The organism is Mucilaginibacter aquaedulcis, assembly GCF_030409325.1.
Classification (GTDB): domain Bacteria; phylum Bacteroidota; class Bacteroidia; order Sphingobacteriales; family Sphingobacteriaceae; genus Mucilaginibacter; species Mucilaginibacter aquaedulcis.
In genome coordinates this window covers 639,103-658,729 of record NZ_JAUFPR010000002.1, presented here as the reverse complement: position 1 = coordinate 658,729, position 19,627 = coordinate 639,103, and the positions used below count along the sequence as shown (strand labels likewise).

Below are 19,627 nucleotides of genomic sequence, written 5' to 3'. Positions count from 1 at the left end.
CATTTATTGTAATAAAGTATTTGAAAAGGACGATAGCTCAATAATCTTGATTTCATATTCTTTAATTATTCCACCATATACTTTGAACCGATTTATCGTTTAGTAATTTCAGATTTTTGCACCATTAATTTAAAATTATAGGAAATTGCAAAATAATTACAGCCGATTAGTCAATAAAACGTCAGCAAACAGTTAAAGAAAACATTAAAAATTGCTGAAATAAAATTTGATTAATTATAAGTTGTGGATAGATTGTAGTGCCATAATGCGGCATTAAGCAAATCATGTGCGTCAAATTCCAGGACATCTGCAATCTGGAAAAACTGTTCAACCGTCAAAGGGGCTTCTCCTGATTCCAACTTCGTATAATCATTCTTTGTTAAACGGAGTTCATCGCAAGCTGCTGCTCTGAATATCCCATTGCATTGCGTGTGTAACGCAAATAAGATATCACCAGTTCTGTTTTTTCTTTAGAGGACTCCATCTTCAACCTTCACATTAGGAGGACTGTTTTATGAATCGTTAGCTGAATCGAGTATAGCTCTTTGTTTTTACGAAAGAATGTAATAATTTGATCTTAAATCATCTGATAACAGTACCGATCCCAGTATGTCTTAAATAGCCTGCTGGCAAAAGGTGTTGAACCATTACCTATTAATGGGGTTGGTGAAAATTCGCCAAACACGGCTCCTCCCGCAGTGGCATAAAAATCGATACGCGTAAATATTTCATAGGTTCTGCTCAACTTTTTGGCGTCCGATATCATTTCGGCCAGGCATGCTGGTGCAGTTTCAAAGGTTCCCTGCGGATAACTGACAACCAAAGGCGCGATCGGTTCCCAATTTTCAGTATAGCAGCTTTGGAAACCCGTTTTAGGACTTAATCTGTCGATCATCAATATGGCCGCTATGTGCCCCCGGAAGGTAAAAATCTTATAATCTTTTAAAATTTCTTTCTCACCTTCTTCATTGGTCAGGAACTCTTCAATTAAAAATTCAAGACGGTGATTTTCAGCCAGCCGCCTTCTTAAAAACTCTCTTAAATCTTTCGGTGAATATCTATTATGATCAAACAGGTTAATACCTTTTTTCATGATGAAAACAGACTGACAGGAATGCCCAATAGTAGGCCTGATTACATAATTCTCTGGCAGACTATCAAAATCAATAGTTGCGATATTCCTGCCCCGCCAAAACAATGCAGGTACCTTACAGTCATGCATTTTGGCAAATTCACGAGAATTGAATTTATTACTTAGTTTTCTTTGCCAGTTTTCGCCCTCTCTCCATACACATAAAGGATCATGAGCCGACAATGCAGTATTCCTGATATGCTCAGCCTGAGGGTCCTGCCAAAATTTGGCATGCCGGTATTTGATGCGCCGGGCATAATCGCTTTCTAAACTGATCTTGCTGATTAATGTGTTTAACAATAGCATATCAAGGTAGTTGTGTTAATATTTATTTAAAGTTGATGAAGCTTGATGTCCCGCCAGTATTTGAACATGGCCCAGGATATCGCCCCTAAATAAGTGACTGATTTATCAGGGGATATTTTGATCAGATAGGCGCCGGTCCAGTTAAATGGTGAAACGTCTGGGAAGCTGGGATAACCCGTGGCAGCCCGAAGTTCATTGATAGGATGGTGTGCAATGATGAGCGTGATCTGGTTATCTACTGGCTGTTCTTGCATAATTGCTATCATGCCTTTGTATAAACCATATGGATAAACTGTATAGCTTAAGTGGTTTATCCGGCCATCTATAATCGGCAATGCACTCGTGTTCATTAGCTTAGCCGTTTCCCTTGACCGGTTAAACTCACTGGTTACTACGCGCTTAATAGGGTAACCGAGGTCTTTAAAAACCTGGCCCAGTATCGTAGCCCTTTGTATTCCCTGATTGTTTAACTGCCTGGCCAGGGTTGAGTCTGCGGATTTCCACCAGTTAGCCGGGCCCATGTAGGAATGATTAACGGAGAAGTCAACGCCGTTGCTGGCATCCGCGTGCCGGAGTACGATTGCATAGGTTTCGTCTTTAGCCGGAAAGGTTTGTAGCGTTTTCCATCCCTGTTGATACGCAGCCAAAGCATTGGTAGCCAGGGCTCCCTGATAATGTTTGTAAGGCAAATCCTGGTTAATATCAGTTGCGCCGAGCGCGTAAATGGTTGTTTTCGGATTAGCGGTGTTCTTCCAGGTAATGTCAATGGGTGCTATCTCGGCCGAGGTCAACCGTTTAATCAGGCCCGATGACGTGATCTGGATGTGAGTATCCGAAGATGAAAAAGTAGCAGAATCACTGGTTAATATCTGATAATTATTTTTATCTACAAATAAAAGCTGATCGGTATATTCCGGGGAGGTGATTTTCGGAACATCATTTTCTTTTACAGGAACGGAGGTATTACCGGTCTTTTCTTTTGAACAGCCGGCCAGCAATATTATGCCGACAAACAGGATTTTCAAAGTTTTCATCATCTACTGAACTTAGTAAAGGGTATTAGATGCCCATAATTATGCTTTTTGGAAAAAAGGAAGCCGGCATCACAAAACCGACTTCCTCACAAAAACAAGCCAAACGAACTCTAAAAATTAATGTACAATGAAAGATCCTACCAGTAAGGCAAGTACATCGGCCATACTCAGCGGTTCATCAAAAGCTGCGGTAGCATTTTTGACCGATATGGTGTCTCCCGGTTTGGAGCCTGGTAGCTTGGTAACATCCACACCGCCCTGCATGACGTTGTTTTCTCCTTTATAATTACCATCTACCAGGCTGATGCCGGTGTCATTTCCTTTGGTTGAGGTACTATTGATCCATGGATCAATAGTGGCATAACCTCTGTGGCAGCGCAGATAGCGGATGGCTGATGCATGGCGGGCCTCTACCGCATGTATGGACAAAGCAGCGGTAAGCACTACCTGGTTGCCCAATAGATTTGGTGCCTGCCCTTTATAAGCCCTTACTCCCGTATCTTCAAACGCCTGGGCCACCGCCAAAAAGGTTTTGTAATTGGTCAGCACATCAGCAAAAGGCCCTTTTCCAGAACCATTACCGGCAGTAAGATCAAATTTAGGTGCAGTTACCGGTGTGCCGCCCAGTTGTTTGATAACCGTTTGCAAAAAGATAACATGTTTGTTCTCATCGTCGGTTACATCAGCGATGTAGCTGGCATCACGATCAGGAATTAATCCTTTGGCGGCCGTGCCCTGGTTATAAAAGTATGATTCCAGGTACTCTAAGGTAAGGGCATAGTTCAATACATCAACTACAGACACTGCCGGATCGGCAGCATAAGCTTTTTTAAACATCGTTCCTAATGCAAAAGGCATAGCAGCCAAAGCCACTTTAGAGCCGAAGCTGGTGATGTTTTTAATGACCTGTCGGCGAGGGTTGATACGGTCGGTAAATTCAGGATCAATTTTTTCAATTTCCTCTATAATGTTAAATAAATTCATGGCGATGATTTTTAAGCTACATAATTGTAATGGGACGCACTCACTTTGGTCTTCAGGAAACTATTAGCAATGGCCAGTACCTCGGCTATTGTTTTCGTATTGTTCAGACCATTCATATCAATAACATCGGCACCGGCATAATCACCCAGCTGAATCAGGTTCCTGATGTAAGCCGCGTGCCTGGCCTCAACAGATACGATCTTGCCGGCAATGGTTAAATAATCTGGGTTTTGAATAAGATAACCCACGCCATCGTAGGCCGCCACACCTGTATCTTCAAATGCCTTGGCATAAGTAAGCACAGAGGTGCGGTTAGTGAAATCGATCTTGCTGAAATCGGGTGTAAGGTCAGGAATGGCACCGGCACCTAAGGCAGCCTTGAAAAATTCCCTGTGAATAACCTCATGTTCGCAAATTTCGGTGAATAAAAGCGCTTCGTGATCGGTGATCCCGGCGTAAGGGGTTTTAACCACCTCAATGTAAAATGCCGCCTCTAACTGTTCCAGCGCATAGGCGTAATTTAATATGGCTGGATCGCCCATGCCAATATCGATACCATTAGCTGTTTGGGTGGTGTTAACCGCAGCGCTTTCCTTCCGGCAGCCAGCAGCGAACAATCCTGCCGCTGCTGCTCCTGCACCGGCATACTGTAAAAATGTCCGGCGATGCAATGGTGCACCCCCTGAATCTCTTGTAGTTTCAGTTTTCATAATTAAATAATTGGTTAAATATTAGTTAAGGAGTGACCAGGAAAGGATGATACAATGTAGGGTTAGTTATTGCTGAAAACAACATCAATTTTGTAACAACCTTACTCTAAATTGCTATATATCAACAACTTACAAGAATATAGTTGCTGTTTTGAACACTGCGGTTCTGATTCAGAATGATTCGGGTAATTTTAATGAATAAGTAAAAGGAAGGCCCTGATTATTGTTAATCAGAGGCCATATTTAGAGTGAGAGTTGATTACTTGGTATATCTTTAATTGAAGCTGGTGTGATAGCCTATCTTTTTCAAACTACGAAAATTTTAAGCTTATGGTTTTAATATAATTATTATAAAGCAAACAATCGAAATGTTTAGTGAGTGAAGGGTGCATTTGATGTACTGTATTTTTTAATTTGATGGATATAATTAAGATACAGTGGAGTATTATTAGAAGAGTATAGGTCACTGATTGGAATTTATCTTTTTTCCGAAAGTGTTTTAGTAATATAATCTCCTCCATGATGGGAACTTTGATGGTCATACCATCCGTTACCTTCATTTCTTTCACAACTCTGGATACATTAATATAGCAAACTGGGAGTTGAGGCCAGCAGTTTTTCATATTTCCCTTCAACCGGCAACCGTGTTTTGGTTATTTGCAGATCATTATTTATTTCGGGTTTAAAAGTTGATTGTGCTTAATTGAAACTAAATGAGTTGTGATTTGTAGTATTTAATATACGCCCCCAAATTGAATTAATAATCTAACGGAAATGATTACAATCAAATTGGCCAAACACTATCAGGATGATATTGCCACCTATGAGTTACCTCTCCCTAAAGAAGTTGAATCTGACGGATATTTTATTTTGAAATTCAAAACACCTAAGGACTTTCTTCTGTATTCAATGAAACTCGTTGACATCAGAGACAGGCTGGAGTTTGAGATCATTATGAGAAGTAAAGTAGAAAAATATAGAAAATTGGTTTTCTGCAAAAAACTAATCCAGTTTATAGAAGCCCATAAATCCAATCTTAATTAAAAATTTGCCGACTTATATAGTATTTTATATTTTATATCTCCAAAGCGTTAGTTGATTGTATAATTAAGGATTATTTTACTTAGATATAATTGTAGTTGAATTGAATTTTGATCTGGATGGTGTGCTGTCGGAAATTATATTCTTATATCAATCAGGCAACGCTTTAAGAAATGAAGGTTTTGTAATGCGGCACCTGAAGTATTATTAAAATAACAATACACAGTTTTCCCCTCATCCTGCCACTCGCGAATAATTGTTGCGTATTCTGCAAGAAAATCGTCATCGTAACTACCCCTATAATTGCCAGCCGGGCCATGAAAACGGAGATACATCAGATCTTCGGCCGTAATTTCCAATGGTGTTGCAGATTTGGGCATATCCTGGATTACCATGGCAATTTTATTGCAGCTCAACAAATCATACACCGGATCAGCATACCAGGAAGCGTGACGAAATTCTACTGCGATACGCCAGCCATAGTCGGCGAGTAATTTTATTAATTCAGTTAATTGAGGTAAAGCGCTCACTTGTAAAGCGGGTGGAAATTGCACGAGTAAGCAGCCTCTGCCGGAGGTAGGCAGGTCAATGACCTGCATAAAGTTGCGCAGGTGCTCAGCATTGAACAGGAGATTCTTTTGATGGGTGATCTCTTTCCATAATTTAAATGTAAAGCGAAAATTTTCCGGAACTTCAGAAACCCAGCGCTGAATGGTTGAACGTTTTGGGAGTTTATAAAAAGAGCTGTTAATCTCGATGCTGTTCTCCTGAAACCCATAAAACCCCAGGCGTGAAAGCCCTGAAAATTCTTTCGGAAAATCCCTTTTCGGAATTGAGATCACCAGGCCACTCATACCTCCAAAAAAATCATCTGTTTTCATTAAGCCTGTTTTAATTTGGCTTCCATGCTCATGGTTGTATGCGGTACGGCACGCAATCGCTCTGCCGGAATAAGTTTGCCCGTGCTACGGCAAACACCATAAGTCTTATTCTGAATTCGGATCAACGCAGCCTCCAGTTGTTCTATGAATTTCTTTTGCCTGGCCGCTAATTGATTGGTTTGTTCTTTTTCGTAAGTAGCCGACCCATCCTCCAGCGTTTTACCCGCAATTAACGCTTCATCACCATTAGTGTTAGATGCGCTGAGGGTACCTGCCAGCTCGTTTAATTCTTCGCGGGCTATGCTGATCTTTTGTTCAATCAGTGTTCTGAATTCCTTTAGTTCGCCGTCGTTGTATTTTGTTTTTATGATATCGTTTTGCATGATGGGTTAAACAGCAAAACAACCGTGCTGTTTTATTCGTTCTCAAATAAATAGGGAATAATCTCTTCTGTTATTTTCAATGATACTTCTGGTGGTTTTAAATTCAACGTGTGTTTTTTAAATTTATAAGAAAGCAACAATTGTGTTCAGTAGGCTGTATGCTATTTACGGTCGCCGGAAAGAAACTGAGGTTATTGAGGAGTATGCTGCGATGAAAAAAAACTGGAAATATGCAAGGGATTAAAAAGCAAAACCTGCCGCAAAAAATCTGCGCCACTTGTGGTAAGCCATTTACCTGGCGAAAGAAATGGGAAAAGGTATGGGAAGAAGTTAAATATTGCTCGGAGAGATGCAGCAGGAACAAATGACTTTAATATTGACTTCGAGACTGGATACAGTAAGTCAGGCATTTTTTAATGCTTTGAGGCTGACTCATTTTCCGCCTGAGCGGAATTTTTTAAAGGCACACCTCACTTTGTTCCACCAGTTGCCAGATACGTTGGCAACTCGTCAATATCTGTCGGCATTTAAATTCGGTATTTTTGATATGAGCGTAAGCGGTTTGCGCTATTTAGGTGCCGGAGTTGCCTATCGTATTGAATCTGTGGAACTACAGACGCTTCATTTAGAGATGAGCCGGCATTTTCAGGATGTATTGATACCACAGGATCGCCAACGTTTTCAGCCGCATATTACGATACAAAACAAGGTAACACCGGAAGCGTCAAGGATCTTGCTTGAAGAATTGACAGGAACATTTGAGTCATTTACAGTGCAAGCTACAGGCCTGGACTTGTGGGAATACCACGGCGGCCCCTGGCGGCATAGTTTTGGCTATGATTTTGCAAAATAAATAATAACGATGAGTTGGACCTGCCCGAATTGTGACCGCGAATTACCCTGGAAAGATTATCGTCATTATTGCGCACGGGTAGATCTGGACAGTTTATTTAAGGGCCGGTCACCGGAACTGCTGCTGACCTTTGATAAAATACTGGCGGAAGTGGCTGACTGGCCAAAAGTTTTAATCGGTGTTACACCAAATTGTATCGTATTTACACGCCGGGTGGGTTTCCTGATTATCCGGCCAATGAAAAAAGAACTTGACCTCAAGTTTTATTCCGCAGTGGCGCATGCAGAAAAACCGGTGATCAAAAGTATCCCTTCCGGTAAGCAATTTGAGAATCATATCCGGATAGCATCGGTCGATGATATCCGCCCGGGTTTATTTGTATATATCCGGGAATCTTATGATTTGAAGTGAAGTGCTACCAAAAATGAAATAGCTGTTGAATGTTGTGTCATGATTAATTGTAGAAATATTAGAAAAAGGCATGAATCCAACCTTGATAATTTGAAAAATATTTTGAGTCTTTAACATCATTAATGACGGCACCCTATGTTGGTTTTCTTTTAAAAGCTAACAGGTAGGGTAAACCAAAAAGTACTGCCGATTCCCGGTTGGGAGTCTACACCAATATCGCCACCATGCTGCTTTACTATCTCTGCTGAAATATACAAGCCCAGGCCTAATCCGGTCTGAATACCGCTTGGATCGGAACGGTAATAACGGCGAAAAATGTGTGGCAATTTTTGCGGCTCAATGCCTGGACCGCGATCTGTCACATTTATTTTCGCAAATCCTGGTAGTTTTTGAGTATGAATGGTAATCGTTGATCCTGGCGCATATTTAATCGCATTTTGGACGAGATTAATTATAACGCGCTCGATCTTGACTTCATCCGCAATGATTTTAAAATTGCTTTCGCCTTCAATTTGTAATTCTATTTTACTGACCAACCGGATATGATCCAGGCAATTGACGATTAGTGTAGACAAAGAAAAAGAAGTGCGGTTTAGGTTGAACGTTTTTTCTTTCAGGCGGATAGCATCAAACATGTCGTTAACCATATTTGAAAGTTTTTGAACACTTCTGTTTACATGTGCAACAAGGATGGAGTCTTCCGGATGTTTTTTATCTAAGATCTGTGCTGCGGCTTTCAGCGCAGTCAGCGGGGTACGCATCTCATGACTGGCTACTTCAATAAATTGATCACGTTGTTGCAGGAGGTTGATATTGTCATTACGTAGCTCTGTTTGCTCCATTACAACTCGGGCCAGGTGTTGTAACAATTCCTGTTCTTTGTCGCTCAGCCCGCGTGGCGTTTGATCTATAAGACATAACGTGCCAATAATAAATCCATCTGGTGTAATTACCGGTGCAGCGGCGTAAAACCGTATCATGAGGTTTCCGGTCACATAAGGATGGCTTGCTAAAACAGCGTGTCTGCTCGCATCTTCAATCAGCATGACCTCTGGTTGCAGAATGGCTAACGCACAGAAGCCCTCTGCTCGGCCAACCCGTTCAATACCTTGTAGTCCGACTTCAGCTTTGATGTATTCAGTGTCAGCGTCCAGGAAAGAAATATGGCTGAATGGTACGGAAAATAATTCGCAGGCAAGACGGCATATACTATCAAATGCCGTTTCCCGCTGCGAGCCGATGATCTGGTAACGTTCGAGTGCTGCTACCCGTTCAGCATCATTTTCAGGAATAAAATTTGCACCTCTGATTGTATCCATTTATAAACGCTAAGCTACAATTATTCGAACGAACATTTGCGAAGCTTGCGTTCTAATTAAATTCTTTACGAAAAATACTTACCTTCGTCAGTACTGTTGTTTTTCCAGATGAATAAAAATACGCTGCTGACCAGCAACGACTTACTTAGTATATTTTCAGCTTCACCGACTGCAATAGCTGTTTATACTACCGAAACTTTGATCATTGAAGCGGTGTCAGACACGATGCTGGGCTTTTGGGGCAGAGATCGTTCGGTCATAGGCTTACCCCTGGAAACAGCTATTCCGGAGTTGGCCGGACAACGGTTTTTGGATGAGCTGCGTTCGGTAATTCATTCTGGTGTCACTGTAATAGGAAAGGGCATACCAGCCGAACTTCAACTGGAAGGAAAGCTTCAGACCCGATATTATGACTACGAGTACCGAGCCTTACGAAATGCGGAAGGTCAGATCTATTGCCTATTGCATACCACCACTGAAGTAACTGATAGTGTTTTAGGAAAAGTAGCTATCCAAAAGTTGGAGCAGGAACAATCTTTGAATGAAGAATTAGCTGCCGCAAATGAAGAGCTGATCGCTACCAATGAAGAGCTGAATCAAAGCCGGCAATCATTATATCAATTAAAGGAAGAGTTAGAGTGGCGCGTGAAGGAGCGAACTGATGCAGCCGAAACAGCCGCTCACCGCTTAGAAGCGATGGTGATGAATACACCAATAGCCATGACTATTTTGAGAGGGCATGACCTGATCGTTGAAGTGGCCAACCAGCCCATGCTGGAAGTTTGGCGGCGTACCCTTAACCAGGTAATCGGTCGTGGTTTGGTAGAAATTTTCCCGGAACTGGAAGGCCAACCCAACCCCGGTCGTATGCGCGGCGTTATGCAAAGTGGCTGTCGCTTTACCTTACCTGAAACTGAAGTGATACTTGGGACAGTTGATGGCGTGTTAAAGAAGCATTATGCACGCTTTTCTTATGATCCAATTATTGAGCGGGACGGCGCCATTGAATCTATCCTTGTTACCGTTATCAATATAACCGATGAGGTGACCAATCGGCAGCAATTGGAAAAAAGTCGAAAGGAGTTACTGGCTGCGACGCATAACCTGGCTGAAGCAAATATGCGCTTAAATATGGCTATGGAAGCCAGTTCCCTGGGCATGGCCGAGGCAGTGTTTTCTACCGGGCAAATGATTTCCAATGAACAGTTTAAAAAGAATTTTGGGCGATCCGGGGATGAAGAGCTTACCTACCCGCAATTATTTGAGGCTATGTTACCGGAATACCGGGACGAAATCAAGCGAAAAGTAGACACAGCGGTTAAAAACCATACCATTTATGAAGCGGAATATGAGATCGAATGGCCTAACGGCTCACGACACTGGATCAGTGCTCACGGTATTCCCCGTTATGAGAATGGCGTTGCTGACAGGATCGTTGGCGTTTCACGGGTGATTACCCAGCAAAAAACCGTTGAACAGCAAAAAGATGATTTTCTGAGTGTAGCCAGCCACGAATTAAAAACGCCTATTACCGCGCTTAAAGCTAATCTGCAACTATTAAAGCGACTCAAAGAAACCCCGGCGAATCCTGTAATTCCGAAATTGATTGATTCTGCGAATAAAGGCATAGAAAAGATCACGATATTGGTTGATGACCTGCTCAATATCAATCGCTTTAGTCAAAGCAAATTGGAATTGGAACTCAATTCATTTAATGTGAAACAAATGTTACAAAATTCCAGTACTGCACTTTTGGCCGAAAATAAATATCAAATCGTAATCGAAGGCGATCCGGAATTAACGATGGTGGCGGATGAGCACCGGATTGAACAAGTAGTAATCAATTTTATCAATAACGCGGTTAAATACGCGCCGAAATCCAACATAATTCTTCTGCGGTTTGAAAAAAACGAGAACAAGGTCGGGATCGCAGTCATAGATCGTGGACCTGGAATTCCAGCTAATCAACTTCCACATTTGTTTGATCGCTACTGGCGGGCTGATCATAGTGGTAAAAAATACTCCGGACTGGGTCTTGGCCTGTTTATTTGTGCCGAAATTATTGAGCGGCATGGGGGCACTATAGGCGCAGAAAGCATATTAGGGGAGGGGAGTACTTTTTGGTTTAAAATACCAGTGGGTTAAATAACCAGGTGATGGGGACTTTTTCATGAATCTATTGACCATTTAAAGACTGAATTTATTCAAATTTGAGAAGAAAGCATCAACCCTCCCGTATTTGGAGAACTGCATTATGATCTGTATTTTTAATTGAATTTTAAACCAATGCTGGATATTCTAATCAAAAAAATCAGGTGTTTCTACAGTCGTTCCGAAAGCGAGACCGATTTTTGTCAGCCAGTTGGAGCTATCTGAAATTGCCAACGGCTTGCAAGTATTAGGGGGGTTACAGGCATGTTGCCACTTGGAGCTTAGTGAATCGTGCCTGGTAATGTAATCTCATTAGCGACACAACCGGACGCTAACGGGGACGAGGACATTTCAAATAATTGCTATAAGCAATGTATTTATCCTTTTGTCTATATTGTAGAGGTGTTTACGATTTTCATCGTTCACTTCCTCCTTCTTTTTAATAAAATTTGTTTCAATTAGGTAATGAAACCCTTATTTTTAGGTATCAAAAGGGTGTAAAAAAGACCTTTTTTATACCCTTTTGAGATTTATAATTAACTGACATGTAATTAATTAAGTAACTTTTCAATACCTGGGATATGAAAATTGAAAACAGGTTACGTAATATGTATCGTAAACCTTAAGAAAGTTTGATGTGATTTGATTTGGCTGAAAATATAAAAGCCTGTAAATTTATTAATTTACAGGCTTTTGTTGCCATTGAAAGGCTGTTGGTGCGCCCACCTGGGCTCGAACCAGGGACCAAAAGATTATGAGTCTTCTACTCTAACCAACTGAGCTATAGGCGCAGATATTTTGTTTGTTTAACGGGTGCAATTTTACATATTTGCCTTCAATTTACAAAACGCTTTTATGAAAAACATTAAAAATATCATCTTTGACTACGGTAACGTCATATTTAGTTTAGACTTTTTAAAGACCCAACAATCATGGAATGAGTTGGGTATCAATAATTCGGCTGAGTTTTTTGGCCACAAGCAACAAGATGAAATTTTTGATAAATTTGATCGGGGAGAGGTAACCGCAGATGAATTTAGAGCCTATATAAGGCAAAAAACGGGCAATCCAGCTTTAACAAATGATCAAATTAATGCTGCCTGGAACAGTATGCTGCTCGGAATTGAAGATGGTAACAATGAATTGTTGTTAAATTTGAAGGGTAAATACCGCACCTTTTTGCTGAGCAATATCAACGCTATACACTATGATCATATTATGGCTTACCTGAAATCTGAATTTGGCTTTGATGGGAATGATCATCTTTTTGAAAAAACATACTACTCGCACTTAACAGGTAAACGTAAACCTGAACCCGCAATATTTGAACAGGTTTTAAATGAGAATAATCTTGACCCAGCAGAAACCTTATTTATTGATGACAGTCCGCAACACTTAGCCGCCGCACAGAAATTAGGAATACAAACTTTTTTAATGACAGCTCCCGATACTTTACAACAATTTATAAAAAGGGAAAATTTTTAGGTTTAATAGATTAATGCTGTTTCAGGAACAAATTTTAATTAAGATTGCCTTAATAAAGTGATCCATCACTACGCTTGGGTTGGTGCTGAATTTATTTGTTGACCGGTTGGCTAATATAACATTAAACGATAACGCATGATGACCAAGGACAGAGGCCAGTCCGTATATACCTGCTGTTTCCATTTCCAAATTGGTCAACACTTTTTCTTGTGAGCTTTTAAACTTCATAAAGACGGAAAGCAGATCAGGTGTGTTTGATACAGCCCTTACTTGCCGGCCCTGAGGTGAATAAAAGCCAGGCGCAGTTAATGTTAAACCTGAATTGGTCATGCCATCAAACCGGTCAAGTAGTTTTGTACTGGCTGTGGCCAAATATGGTTTAATTTGATAGTCGGTAGGTATTATTGAGCAAAATTCCTCTAAAAGTTTATGTTCATTATCTGAATTTGAATGTTTGTAATAGTGCATGAGTGCATCTAAACCGAATGCTGCTGAGGAAATAAGTAAACTATCAATCGGTATTTCAGGTTGCAAAGCGCCTGAAGTACCAATTCTGATAATGTCAATACTACGAAGCTTGGGTTGAGGAAGCCTTGTTTCCAAATCTATATTCACTAACGCATCCAATTCATTTAATACAATATCAATATTATCCGTACCAATACCTGTAGAGATAACTGTAAGTCTTTTATTTTCGATATAACCTGTATGGGTAATAAATTCTCGCTTTCCCTTTTTTATTTCGATACGATCAAAAAATTTACTAACCTGGGGAACTCTGTCAGGATCGCCAACAAGTATAATTGTATCACTAATGTCTTCGGGCAATAAATTTAAATGATAGATACTTCCATCATTATTTAATATAAGATCGGTTTCTGAAATTCTTTCCAAGTGATTTATAATTTAATAATATAAATATAAGCTTAATCTTATTGGGATGATGACCTATTGAAATTAGCAAAAGTTATATACTTATCTTAATATTTAATTTTTGGTAATTCAGAAGTCAATTATTATGCAACCGAAAAGTTACTTAGGATTCTTACTTTTAATATTTAATTAATGTAAATTAAACATAGTAGATTCAATTTTGAATCGATTTCTGATAGGCATCAAACGGCAGTAAAGGTTGTGTCCATTTTTGCGCTGAACAGTTTGTTATTAACTCTGTTTATTGTAATAACGCATTCAACCAACGTGCAGAACATTGTTTTTTAACTTTAGTTTAGATATTCCACATAACACCATAAATATGAAAATCCTTTTAAGTATATTTTTAGTACTGATCTTGTCTGTATATAAATGGACGGAGAATTATGATGACCTGCCTATAAATAAAATACAGGTAATAGGTTCACACAATAGTTATAAAGAAGCTATAGAACCGGCTTTATTTAAAGCTTTCCAAATGCAGAACCCCGAAGCTGCAGAGAAAATTGATTACGAACATATTGCTTTAACAGATCAGCTTAATATGGGATTGTTGAACTTGGAAATTGACGTTTATGCTGATTCAAAAGGAGGTAAATATGCACACCCTAAAGGTTTGGATTGGGTAAAAGATCAACCTCCATTTGATCCTAATGGTGAAATGAAACAACCAGGTTTTAAGGTGTTTCATATAGTTGATCTGGATTTTCGCAGTCATTGCTTAACTTTTAAAGATGGGTTAAAACAATTAAAAACATGGTCAGATGCACACCCTGATCATAACCCCATTTTTATTACTTTGGAGCCTAAAGATGGTAAATCAAAAGATCCTAAACTCACTGTTCCTGAAAAATTCACTGAACAAACTCTTGATGAATTGGATCAGGATATTCGCCAAGGCTTAGGCGCCAGTCTGATAACTCCTGATATGGTCAGAGGGAAATATCTTACACTGGAAAGCGCCGTGTTGCATGGTAACTGGCCAACTCTGAAAAAGGCCCGTGGCAAGTTTGTATTTATTATGGATAATACAAAGGAAGACAGAACTCTTTATATTCAAGGACATCCTTCGTTAAAAGGAAGAGTATTATTTACTAATTCGGACCCTGGTACACCAGAAGCAGCTATGATGATCTTAAACAACCCTAAAACACCTGAAATAAAAGATCTGGTTAAAAAGGGGTATATTATCAGAACACGTGCCGATTCAGACACCGAACAAGCACGAGCCAATGATAAATCTGATTTTGTAGCCGCTTGTAACTCTGGTGCCCAAATTATTACAACTGATTATTATTTAAAAAGCACCCATTTTAAATCAGACTATGTAGTAAATTTTGAAACAGGAAATAAGTATTTCCGTTTAAATCCGGTTAACAATAGTAATGGAGTAAACAACGCAACAGGAAATTAAAAGGAGATATTTCTTTTCTTAATAAGAATTATGCATTAATATGAATAACAAACTGATCGTATAAAGTTGTTGAAACGTCAATATGATCGGTTTGTTGTTTTTTGGTTATTGAGTAATAGCTGCCGGTGATGATTAAACCATTGGCGTTTTTTTCTACCGAGATATTTAAAAATCCATGTTTGTTGTCACAATATTTCATGAGTTTAACGTCGTTAAATAGTTGATCATCATCAGTAAAATGCTCGTCATTTGGTTGAACCACGGCGTGAAGCTCATCGAAACCACCGGCGCCGGCGACTACATAAGTTAAACTTTTATTGTCATAATCTTTATTAAAACGCTGATAATTATGAACGTGGCCGCTTAATACAAGATCAGGAATAATGCCTGTTTCCTTAAAAGCTCCCTCCAGAAATTCAATCATTGGTAAACTTGAGCCATGATTAATATCTGCAGAATATGGCGAGTGGTGGAGGCAAACAATTAAGGCTTTTTCCGGGCGCTCGTTGTTGTTTGTTTTTAATTCTTCAACAAACCAGGCCCGTTGTTCTGGAGTAATAATTCCAAATTTAGGAACGTTACTATGCAGGCCTATCATATTGAATAATGGAGTTTTTAGTGTCCAGTAAATGTTAGGCTGGATCATACTCATTTTATCCGTACCGCCACCCAGATTAACAGGGCGCAAAACGGTATCACAGAAAACTTTACTAAAAGCATCAAGACTTTTGTAAGGAGTTGGATTTGCAGGATTGATGTCACTGTCGTGATTGCCGGCGATGGCGAAAATAGGAGCGGGATATGATTTATATGGAACGAAAAACTGTTGTTCATAGCGCTCAGCTTCGCCGTGGTTATAAACAACATCGCCAAGGTGGTATAAAAACTGTGGTTGGTCTGCACTATCACAGTTGTAATGTTTAATCATTTCATTAACCACTATGCCTATGGTATCAGGGTCTCGCACGCTGCCTGTATCACCAAGTGTATGAAAGCTTATTTTTTGATTGCCAACATCAGGAAGTATTTTTTCAATATACAGGTGATAGGGATATTTACCTGAAGGAGCGGGTAAAGGTTGGAATTTATAAGAATCATCAGGCTGGCCAAGCTTAAAAACTGGTTTTAACTGTACGGAGTTTAACGTTATCATATTTGCCGCTAAAATACCAAACAGGTATTAAGTTTTGATTAAATAATATTACACAGACTTAATTCTTAAACGTTAGTGACACAACTCTATATAATTCGGGTAGATAAGTTTACCGTAATTTTTTACATTTAGCAATTATTATAAATAGTGTATGTATTGGTACGAAGAAGAGGTTAAAGGACTTGAAAAAGAAAGATTAAAATCGATTGATCAGCCGTCAACGTTGTTTTATGGCAGCTCATCAATTAGGTTGTGGAATACGTTATATGAAGATTTTAAACTCTTTAAACCAGTTAATCTTGGCTTTGGTGGATCAACCCTTGCTGCCTGCTGCTGGTTTTTTAATCGAATAATTGCCCCTTATGATGCCAAATCAATTGTAATTTATGCTGGTGATAATGATTTAGGCGATGGAAGACATCCGGAAGAAATATTTATATTTTTTGAACGTTTAGCCCAATTGATCGCCGCGCGTTATGGTGCTATCCCATGTTATTACGTTTCTATTAAGCCAAGCATCGCCCGATGGGATCTGATCAATTCGCTTAAATACACTAATAATATCATCGAAAATGAAATTATAAAATGGGACAATAACTGGAAGTTCATTAATATATTTAGCAAAATGCTTAACAAAGATGGATATCCTGATAAAGATTATTTTCAATCAGACGGACTTCATTTAAGTACAAAAGGGTATGCGCTTTGGAAACAGGTTATATATGCTAAACTTTCGGAAAACTTTCACGCAGAATTAATATAAACATCATAAAATAGCCTCATATTGCATAGCATAGTATGAATAGAGAGTACATTCGGTGGTATAGCCCGATTCTTCAAAAAAACATGGAGATGTTGATATTTGGTTATGCTGGTGCTTCTGTTTTATTTTTTCCTGCCAGAATGGGGCGCTTTTATGATTATGAGAACTGGAGAGTAATTGAGGCCCTGCGTGATAAAATAGAAAAAGGATATATTCAGGTTTACTGTGTTGACAGTGTTGATTGCGAAAGCTTTTACAGCACAGGCTTCCACCCATCGGTAAAAATTCAGCGCCATATTCAGTATGAGCAGTATATTTTAAATGAGGTTATCCCATTCATAAACAAGAAAAACCCAGGTTCATTTAAAATAGTTGCCGGTTGCAGTTTAGGAGCTTATCATGCCGTAAATATAGCCTTACGGCACCCTGCCGAATTTAACAAAGTAGTTGGTATGAGCGGCCGTTATGATCTTGCAATTAAAATAGGGCACTATGAAGATTTATTGGAAGGCTATTGGGATGAGAATATATATTTTAATATGCCTTTACAGTATATTCCAAATCTGGAAGATGAAGATAAATTGCTTGCTATAAGAAAAATCGATATTGTTTTAGCAATCGGGCAAGAAGATGTGTTATTTGAAAACAATCAGGCTTTAGCCAGCTCCCTGACCTTAAAAGGAATAAATTCATCGGTATATATTTGGGATAAAGAGGCGCATCAGGCCCGGGCTTGGAGGTTAATGGTAGTAAATTATCTCTGATCTATATAATTCACTTCCTACATTATAGGTATTTAATCAACTTCTGGTTTTAAACATTGGGCATCTAATACTGCATAAGAATACCATATGTAGTAATAATTTTACATTTTTGCTTATTGAGAACTATTTCAATTAATTTAAACAGGTAAAAATGCCCTCCATTGTGAGTACACAAGATTGTATACGTCGTATTCAGGTTAACGGGGACGAGGCTGCATTTGAAGAGTTATACAGCATGCATGAAGCTAAGCTGTATTCATTTGCCTGTTCATTCCTCGGTGACAAGGAAGTGGCACAGGAAATTGTAAACGATGCCTTCTTAAAGATCTGGTTAGGGCGTGGCAGTCTTGATACTATAAAAAACCTGCAGGTTTACCTGTATGTGCTTGTGAAAAATGCCTCCCTTAATCATTTACGCAGTGTATCATCAAAAAAGATCAAAGAACTTCAACTTACTGAGTCTTATTATTTTCATTTATCTGTTGACCCATCCCAGTTGCTTATCAGTAAGGAACTGCAAAGAAAAGTTTTAAAAGCGATCAACGAACTACCACCCAGGTGTAAACTGATTTACAAAATGGTAAAAGAAGATGATCTGTCTTGTAATGAGGTGGCCGCTATCCTTGGTCTTTCGAATAAAACAGTTTTCGCGCAGTTGGCTATTGCTATTAAAAAACTTGATGATTCTCTTGGTAACAAGTAAATCGGTGCCTGTCTCTTTTTTAATCAATTTTTTTTTCAATTTCTTTTAGGAAAAATCGCATAGTGTGGTGTCCTTACAATAGTATATAATTATTATGGGCAAATCCAGGTTTATGGAGTTAATGGCTAAAAGTATGGGCAAAACTGCTACTACTGAAGAATTAGCAGAACTCGAAACATTTCTTGAGCAATCTCCGGAGTACAAAAAACTGCATCAGGTAAATGATGCTTTAAAAGGTAATAGTGAAATAACAGAAACAGGCAAAGAAAAAGACATCAGTTTCAGGCTTGAAGATCTTTGGAATAAAATAAAAAATGCGGATGAATTACCAGTTGCAGATGAGGTTATTGTAAAGCCGTTGTTCAATTGGAGATGGGTGGCTGCAGCAATTTTAATATTAGGTTTATGTGGGGGAGCGTTTTATACATTAAGATACCGAACATCTGATCAGGCTTCGGCCACAGTGATGCATGAAGTTCATGTGCCTTACGGGACTACTCAAAAGCTAATCATGGCTGATGGTACTACAGTGAGGCTTAATGCGGGAAGTACCTTTATTTATCCCGAACAGTTTTCAAAAAGCACAAGGGATGTCACATTAACAGGTGAAGGCTTTTTTGAAGTAACTAAAAACCCCAAAAAGCCTTTTCTTGTGCACACCAATAAACTTATTGTTAAAGTGCTTGGAACTGTGTTTAATGTTAAGGCTTATAATGATGATAAAACCATTGAAACCACATTGCTTAAAGGGAAGGTTCAGGTTCAATTAAATAACAATCCGGAGAAAATAATAGTTCTATTACCGAATGAAAAGTTGATGGTAACTAATAACGAATTACAGACGAGGTTTAAATCTAAAGATAACATACCTAAGGTTGAGTATCAGGTAACTTCTTTACCTCAGGTTAAACCAGATGAGATTAAAGAAACCGCGTGGATTGATAATAAGATATTATTTACCAATGAGTTGTTTGAGGATGTAGCTAAACAAATTGAGCGTAAATACAATGTACAGGTGATATTTGAAGATCCTGCGCTTAAAACCGAACAGATAAGTGGTTTACTGGATAAGGAACCATTGCAAGAGGCTATGCAAATTATTGAACTAACAACTCCTTTCAAGTTCAGAATGGAAGGAAAAAATATTTACCTGGCAAAAAAAGACAAGCAAAACTAATTTAATTAACCCCTAAAACTAAATGCGTAT

The 19,627-nt window shown here is 39.1% G+C and carries 20 protein-coding genes and 1 tRNA gene; 11 read left to right on the top strand and 10 right to left on the bottom strand.

Features of this window, described 5'->3' with window-relative positions:
• Positions 1-577 precede the first annotated feature (577 nt).
• The 4 genes from QWZ01_RS07335 to QWZ01_RS07320 all read right to left on the bottom strand — a co-directional run bounded on the left by QWZ01_RS07335 (position 578) and on the right by QWZ01_RS07320 (position 4,166).
• On the bottom strand, positions 578-1,438 hold the full coding sequence (locus tag QWZ01_RS07335) for an ATP-grasp fold amidoligase family protein (protein ID WP_290322648.1): 861 nt from the start codon (positions 1,436-1,438) through the stop codon (positions 578-580).
• A 26-nt stretch (positions 1,439-1,464) separates the two neighbouring features.
• On the bottom strand, positions 1,465-2,475 hold the full coding sequence (locus QWZ01_RS07330; protein ID WP_290322647.1) for a histidine phosphatase family protein: 1,011 nt from the start codon (positions 2,473-2,475) through the stop codon (positions 1,465-1,467).
• Between the two features lie 114 nt (positions 2,476-2,589).
• Positions 2,590-3,456, bottom strand: coding sequence for a ferritin-like domain-containing protein (locus QWZ01_RS07325; protein ID WP_290322646.1), 867 nt, complete (start codon positions 3,454-3,456; stop codon positions 2,590-2,592).
• 11 nt (positions 3,457-3,467) lie between these two features.
• Entirely contained in the window at positions 3,468-4,166 is a 699-nt protein-coding gene (locus QWZ01_RS07320) for a ferritin-like domain-containing protein (RefSeq protein ID WP_290322645.1), read from the bottom strand.
• A gap of 774 nt (positions 4,167-4,940) precedes the next feature.
• On the opposite strand from QWZ01_RS07320, the gene QWZ01_RS07315 reads away from it, so the two are divergent.
• Entirely contained in the window at positions 4,941-5,210 is a 270-nt protein-coding gene (locus QWZ01_RS07315; RefSeq protein WP_290322644.1) for a hypothetical protein, read from the top strand.
• 134 nt (positions 5,211-5,344) lie between these two features.
• Here the strand turns inward: QWZ01_RS07315 and QWZ01_RS07310 are convergent, their stop codons facing one another.
• Both QWZ01_RS07310 and QWZ01_RS07305 read right to left on the bottom strand, forming a co-directional pair.
• Complete coding sequence (locus tag QWZ01_RS07310) at positions 5,345-6,088, bottom strand: DUF72 domain-containing protein (protein WP_290322643.1); 744 nt, start codon at positions 6,086-6,088, stop codon at positions 5,345-5,347.
• On the bottom strand, positions 6,088-6,471 hold the full coding sequence (locus QWZ01_RS07305; protein WP_290322642.1) for a TraR/DksA family transcriptional regulator: 384 nt from the start codon (positions 6,469-6,471) through the stop codon (positions 6,088-6,090). The genes QWZ01_RS07310 and QWZ01_RS07305 overlap by 1 nt, the downstream gene beginning before the upstream one ends.
• 230 nt (positions 6,472-6,701) lie before the next feature.
• On the opposite strand from QWZ01_RS07305, the gene QWZ01_RS07300 reads away from it, so the two are divergent.
• Genes QWZ01_RS07300 through QWZ01_RS07290 form a run of 3 tightly spaced genes read left to right on the top strand, consistent with a single transcriptional unit; the run spans position 6,702 to position 7,735 of the window.
• Entirely contained in the window at positions 6,702-6,839 is a 138-nt protein-coding gene (locus tag QWZ01_RS07300) for a DUF2256 domain-containing protein (protein WP_290322641.1), read from the top strand.
• On the top strand, positions 6,821-7,324 hold the full coding sequence (locus QWZ01_RS07295) for a 2'-5' RNA ligase family protein (protein ID WP_290322640.1): 504 nt from the start codon (positions 6,821-6,823) through the stop codon (positions 7,322-7,324). The genes QWZ01_RS07300 and QWZ01_RS07295 overlap by 19 nt, the downstream gene beginning before the upstream one ends.
• Before the next feature lie 9 nt (positions 7,325-7,333).
• Positions 7,334-7,735 (top strand): DUF5655 domain-containing protein, encoded by a 402-nt coding sequence (locus QWZ01_RS07290; RefSeq protein ID WP_290322639.1) that lies wholly within the window; start codon positions 7,334-7,336, stop codon positions 7,733-7,735.
• 149 nt (positions 7,736-7,884) lie between these two features.
• Here the strand turns inward: QWZ01_RS07290 and QWZ01_RS07285 are convergent, their stop codons facing one another.
• Positions 7,885-9,054: a GAF domain-containing sensor histidine kinase gene (locus QWZ01_RS07285; RefSeq protein ID WP_290322638.1), complete on the bottom strand. Its 1,170-nt coding sequence runs from the start codon at positions 9,052-9,054 to the stop codon at positions 7,885-7,887.
• Positions 9,055-9,267: 213 nt separating this feature from the next.
• Here QWZ01_RS07285 and QWZ01_RS07280 point away from each other — a divergent pair, with 213 nt between their 5' ends.
• Positions 9,268-11,199: a PAS domain-containing sensor histidine kinase gene (locus tag QWZ01_RS07280; RefSeq protein ID WP_290322637.1), complete on the top strand. Its 1,932-nt coding sequence runs from the start codon at positions 9,268-9,270 to the stop codon at positions 11,197-11,199.
• A 720-nt stretch (positions 11,200-11,919) separates the two neighbouring features.
• Here QWZ01_RS07280 and QWZ01_RS07275 read toward each other — a convergent pair.
• A tRNA-Ile gene (locus QWZ01_RS07275) sits at positions 11,920-11,996 on the bottom strand.
• 64 nt (positions 11,997-12,060) lie between these two features.
• Between QWZ01_RS07275 and QWZ01_RS07270 the strand changes: the two genes are divergently transcribed.
• Positions 12,061-12,690 (top strand): HAD family hydrolase, encoded by a 630-nt coding sequence (locus QWZ01_RS07270; RefSeq protein ID WP_290322636.1) that lies wholly within the window; start codon positions 12,061-12,063, stop codon positions 12,688-12,690.
• Between the two features lie 21 nt (positions 12,691-12,711).
• Here QWZ01_RS07270 and QWZ01_RS07265 read toward each other — a convergent pair whose 3' ends face one another.
• Positions 12,712-13,584 (bottom strand): nucleoside phosphorylase, encoded by an 873-nt coding sequence (locus QWZ01_RS07265; protein ID WP_290322635.1) that lies wholly within the window; start codon positions 13,582-13,584, stop codon positions 12,712-12,714.
• Positions 13,585-13,945: 361 nt separating this feature from the next.
• Here QWZ01_RS07265 and QWZ01_RS07260 point away from each other — a divergent pair, with 361 nt between their 5' ends.
• Entirely contained in the window at positions 13,946-15,037 is a 1,092-nt protein-coding gene (locus tag QWZ01_RS07260) for a phosphatidylinositol-specific phospholipase C1-like protein (RefSeq protein WP_290322634.1), read from the top strand.
• A gap of 28 nt (positions 15,038-15,065) precedes the next feature.
• On the opposite strand, the gene QWZ01_RS07255 is transcribed toward QWZ01_RS07260, so the two are convergent.
• Positions 15,066-16,190 (bottom strand): metallophosphoesterase family protein, encoded by a 1,125-nt coding sequence (locus QWZ01_RS07255; RefSeq protein WP_290322633.1) that lies wholly within the window; start codon positions 16,188-16,190, stop codon positions 15,066-15,068.
• 151 nt (positions 16,191-16,341) lie between these two features.
• On the opposite strand from QWZ01_RS07255, the gene QWZ01_RS07250 reads away from it, so the two are divergent.
• From QWZ01_RS07250 to QWZ01_RS07235, 4 genes are all read left to right on the top strand, one after another.
• A complete protein-coding gene (locus QWZ01_RS07250) occupies positions 16,342-16,953 on the top strand; it encodes a GDSL-type esterase/lipase family protein (RefSeq protein ID WP_290322632.1) in 612 nt (203 codons plus the stop codon).
• A gap of 83 nt (positions 16,954-17,036) precedes the next feature.
• The gene (locus tag QWZ01_RS07245) at positions 17,037-17,717 is read left to right on the top strand and encodes an esterase family protein (RefSeq protein ID WP_290322631.1); all 681 of its coding nucleotides are present in this window, start codon (positions 17,037-17,039) and stop codon (positions 17,715-17,717) included.
• Between the two features lie 163 nt (positions 17,718-17,880).
• On the top strand, positions 17,881-18,420 hold the full coding sequence (locus QWZ01_RS07240; protein WP_290322630.1) for an RNA polymerase sigma-70 factor: 540 nt from the start codon (positions 17,881-17,883) through the stop codon (positions 18,418-18,420).
• Between the two features lie 94 nt (positions 18,421-18,514).
• On the top strand, positions 18,515-19,597 hold the full coding sequence (locus QWZ01_RS07235) for a FecR family protein (protein WP_290322629.1): 1,083 nt from the start codon (positions 18,515-18,517) through the stop codon (positions 19,595-19,597).
• The last annotated feature ends 30 nt before the right edge of the window (positions 19,598-19,627 follow it).

Coding starts and splice junctions, on each gene's coding strand:
- QWZ01_RS07335 (WP_290322648.1), bottom strand. CDS start 1,438: ATGCTATTGTTAAACACATTAATCAGCAAGATCAGTTTAGAAAGCGAT.
- QWZ01_RS07330 (WP_290322647.1), bottom strand. CDS start 2,475: ATGATGAAAACTTTGAAAATCCTGTTTGTCGGCATAATATTGCTGGCC.
- QWZ01_RS07325 (WP_290322646.1), bottom strand. CDS start 3,456: ATGAATTTATTTAACATTATAGAGGAAATTGAAAAAATTGATCCTGAA.
- QWZ01_RS07320 (WP_290322645.1), bottom strand. CDS start 4,166: ATGAAAACTGAAACTACAAGAGATTCAGGGGGTGCACCATTGCATCGC.
- QWZ01_RS07315 (WP_290322644.1), top strand. CDS start 4,941: ATGATTACAATCAAATTGGCCAAACACTATCAGGATGATATTGCCACC.
- QWZ01_RS07310 (WP_290322643.1), bottom strand. CDS start 6,088: ATGAAAACAGATGATTTTTTTGGAGGTATGAGTGGCCTGGTGATCTCA.
- QWZ01_RS07305 (WP_290322642.1), bottom strand. CDS start 6,471: ATGCAAAACGATATCATAAAAACAAAATACAACGACGGCGAACTAAAG.
- QWZ01_RS07300 (WP_290322641.1), top strand. CDS start 6,702: ATGCAAGGGATTAAAAAGCAAAACCTGCCGCAAAAAATCTGCGCCACT.
- QWZ01_RS07295 (WP_290322640.1), top strand. CDS start 6,821: ATGCAGCAGGAACAAATGACTTTAATATTGACTTCGAGACTGGATACA.
- QWZ01_RS07290 (WP_290322639.1), top strand. CDS start 7,334: ATGAGTTGGACCTGCCCGAATTGTGACCGCGAATTACCCTGGAAAGAT.
- QWZ01_RS07285 (WP_290322638.1), bottom strand. CDS start 9,054: ATGGATACAATCAGAGGTGCAAATTTTATTCCTGAAAATGATGCTGAA.
- QWZ01_RS07270 (WP_290322636.1), top strand. CDS start 12,061: ATGAAAAACATTAAAAATATCATCTTTGACTACGGTAACGTCATATTT.
- QWZ01_RS07260 (WP_290322634.1), top strand. CDS start 13,946: ATGAAAATCCTTTTAAGTATATTTTTAGTACTGATCTTGTCTGTATAT.
- QWZ01_RS07255 (WP_290322633.1), bottom strand. CDS start 16,190: ATGATAACGTTAAACTCCGTACAGTTAAAACCAGTTTTTAAGCTTGGC.
- QWZ01_RS07250 (WP_290322632.1), top strand. CDS start 16,342: ATGTATTGGTACGAAGAAGAGGTTAAAGGACTTGAAAAAGAAAGATTA.
- QWZ01_RS07245 (WP_290322631.1), top strand. CDS start 17,037: ATGGAGATGTTGATATTTGGTTATGCTGGTGCTTCTGTTTTATTTTTT.
- QWZ01_RS07235 (WP_290322629.1), top strand. CDS start 18,515: ATGGGCAAATCCAGGTTTATGGAGTTAATGGCTAAAAGTATGGGCAAA.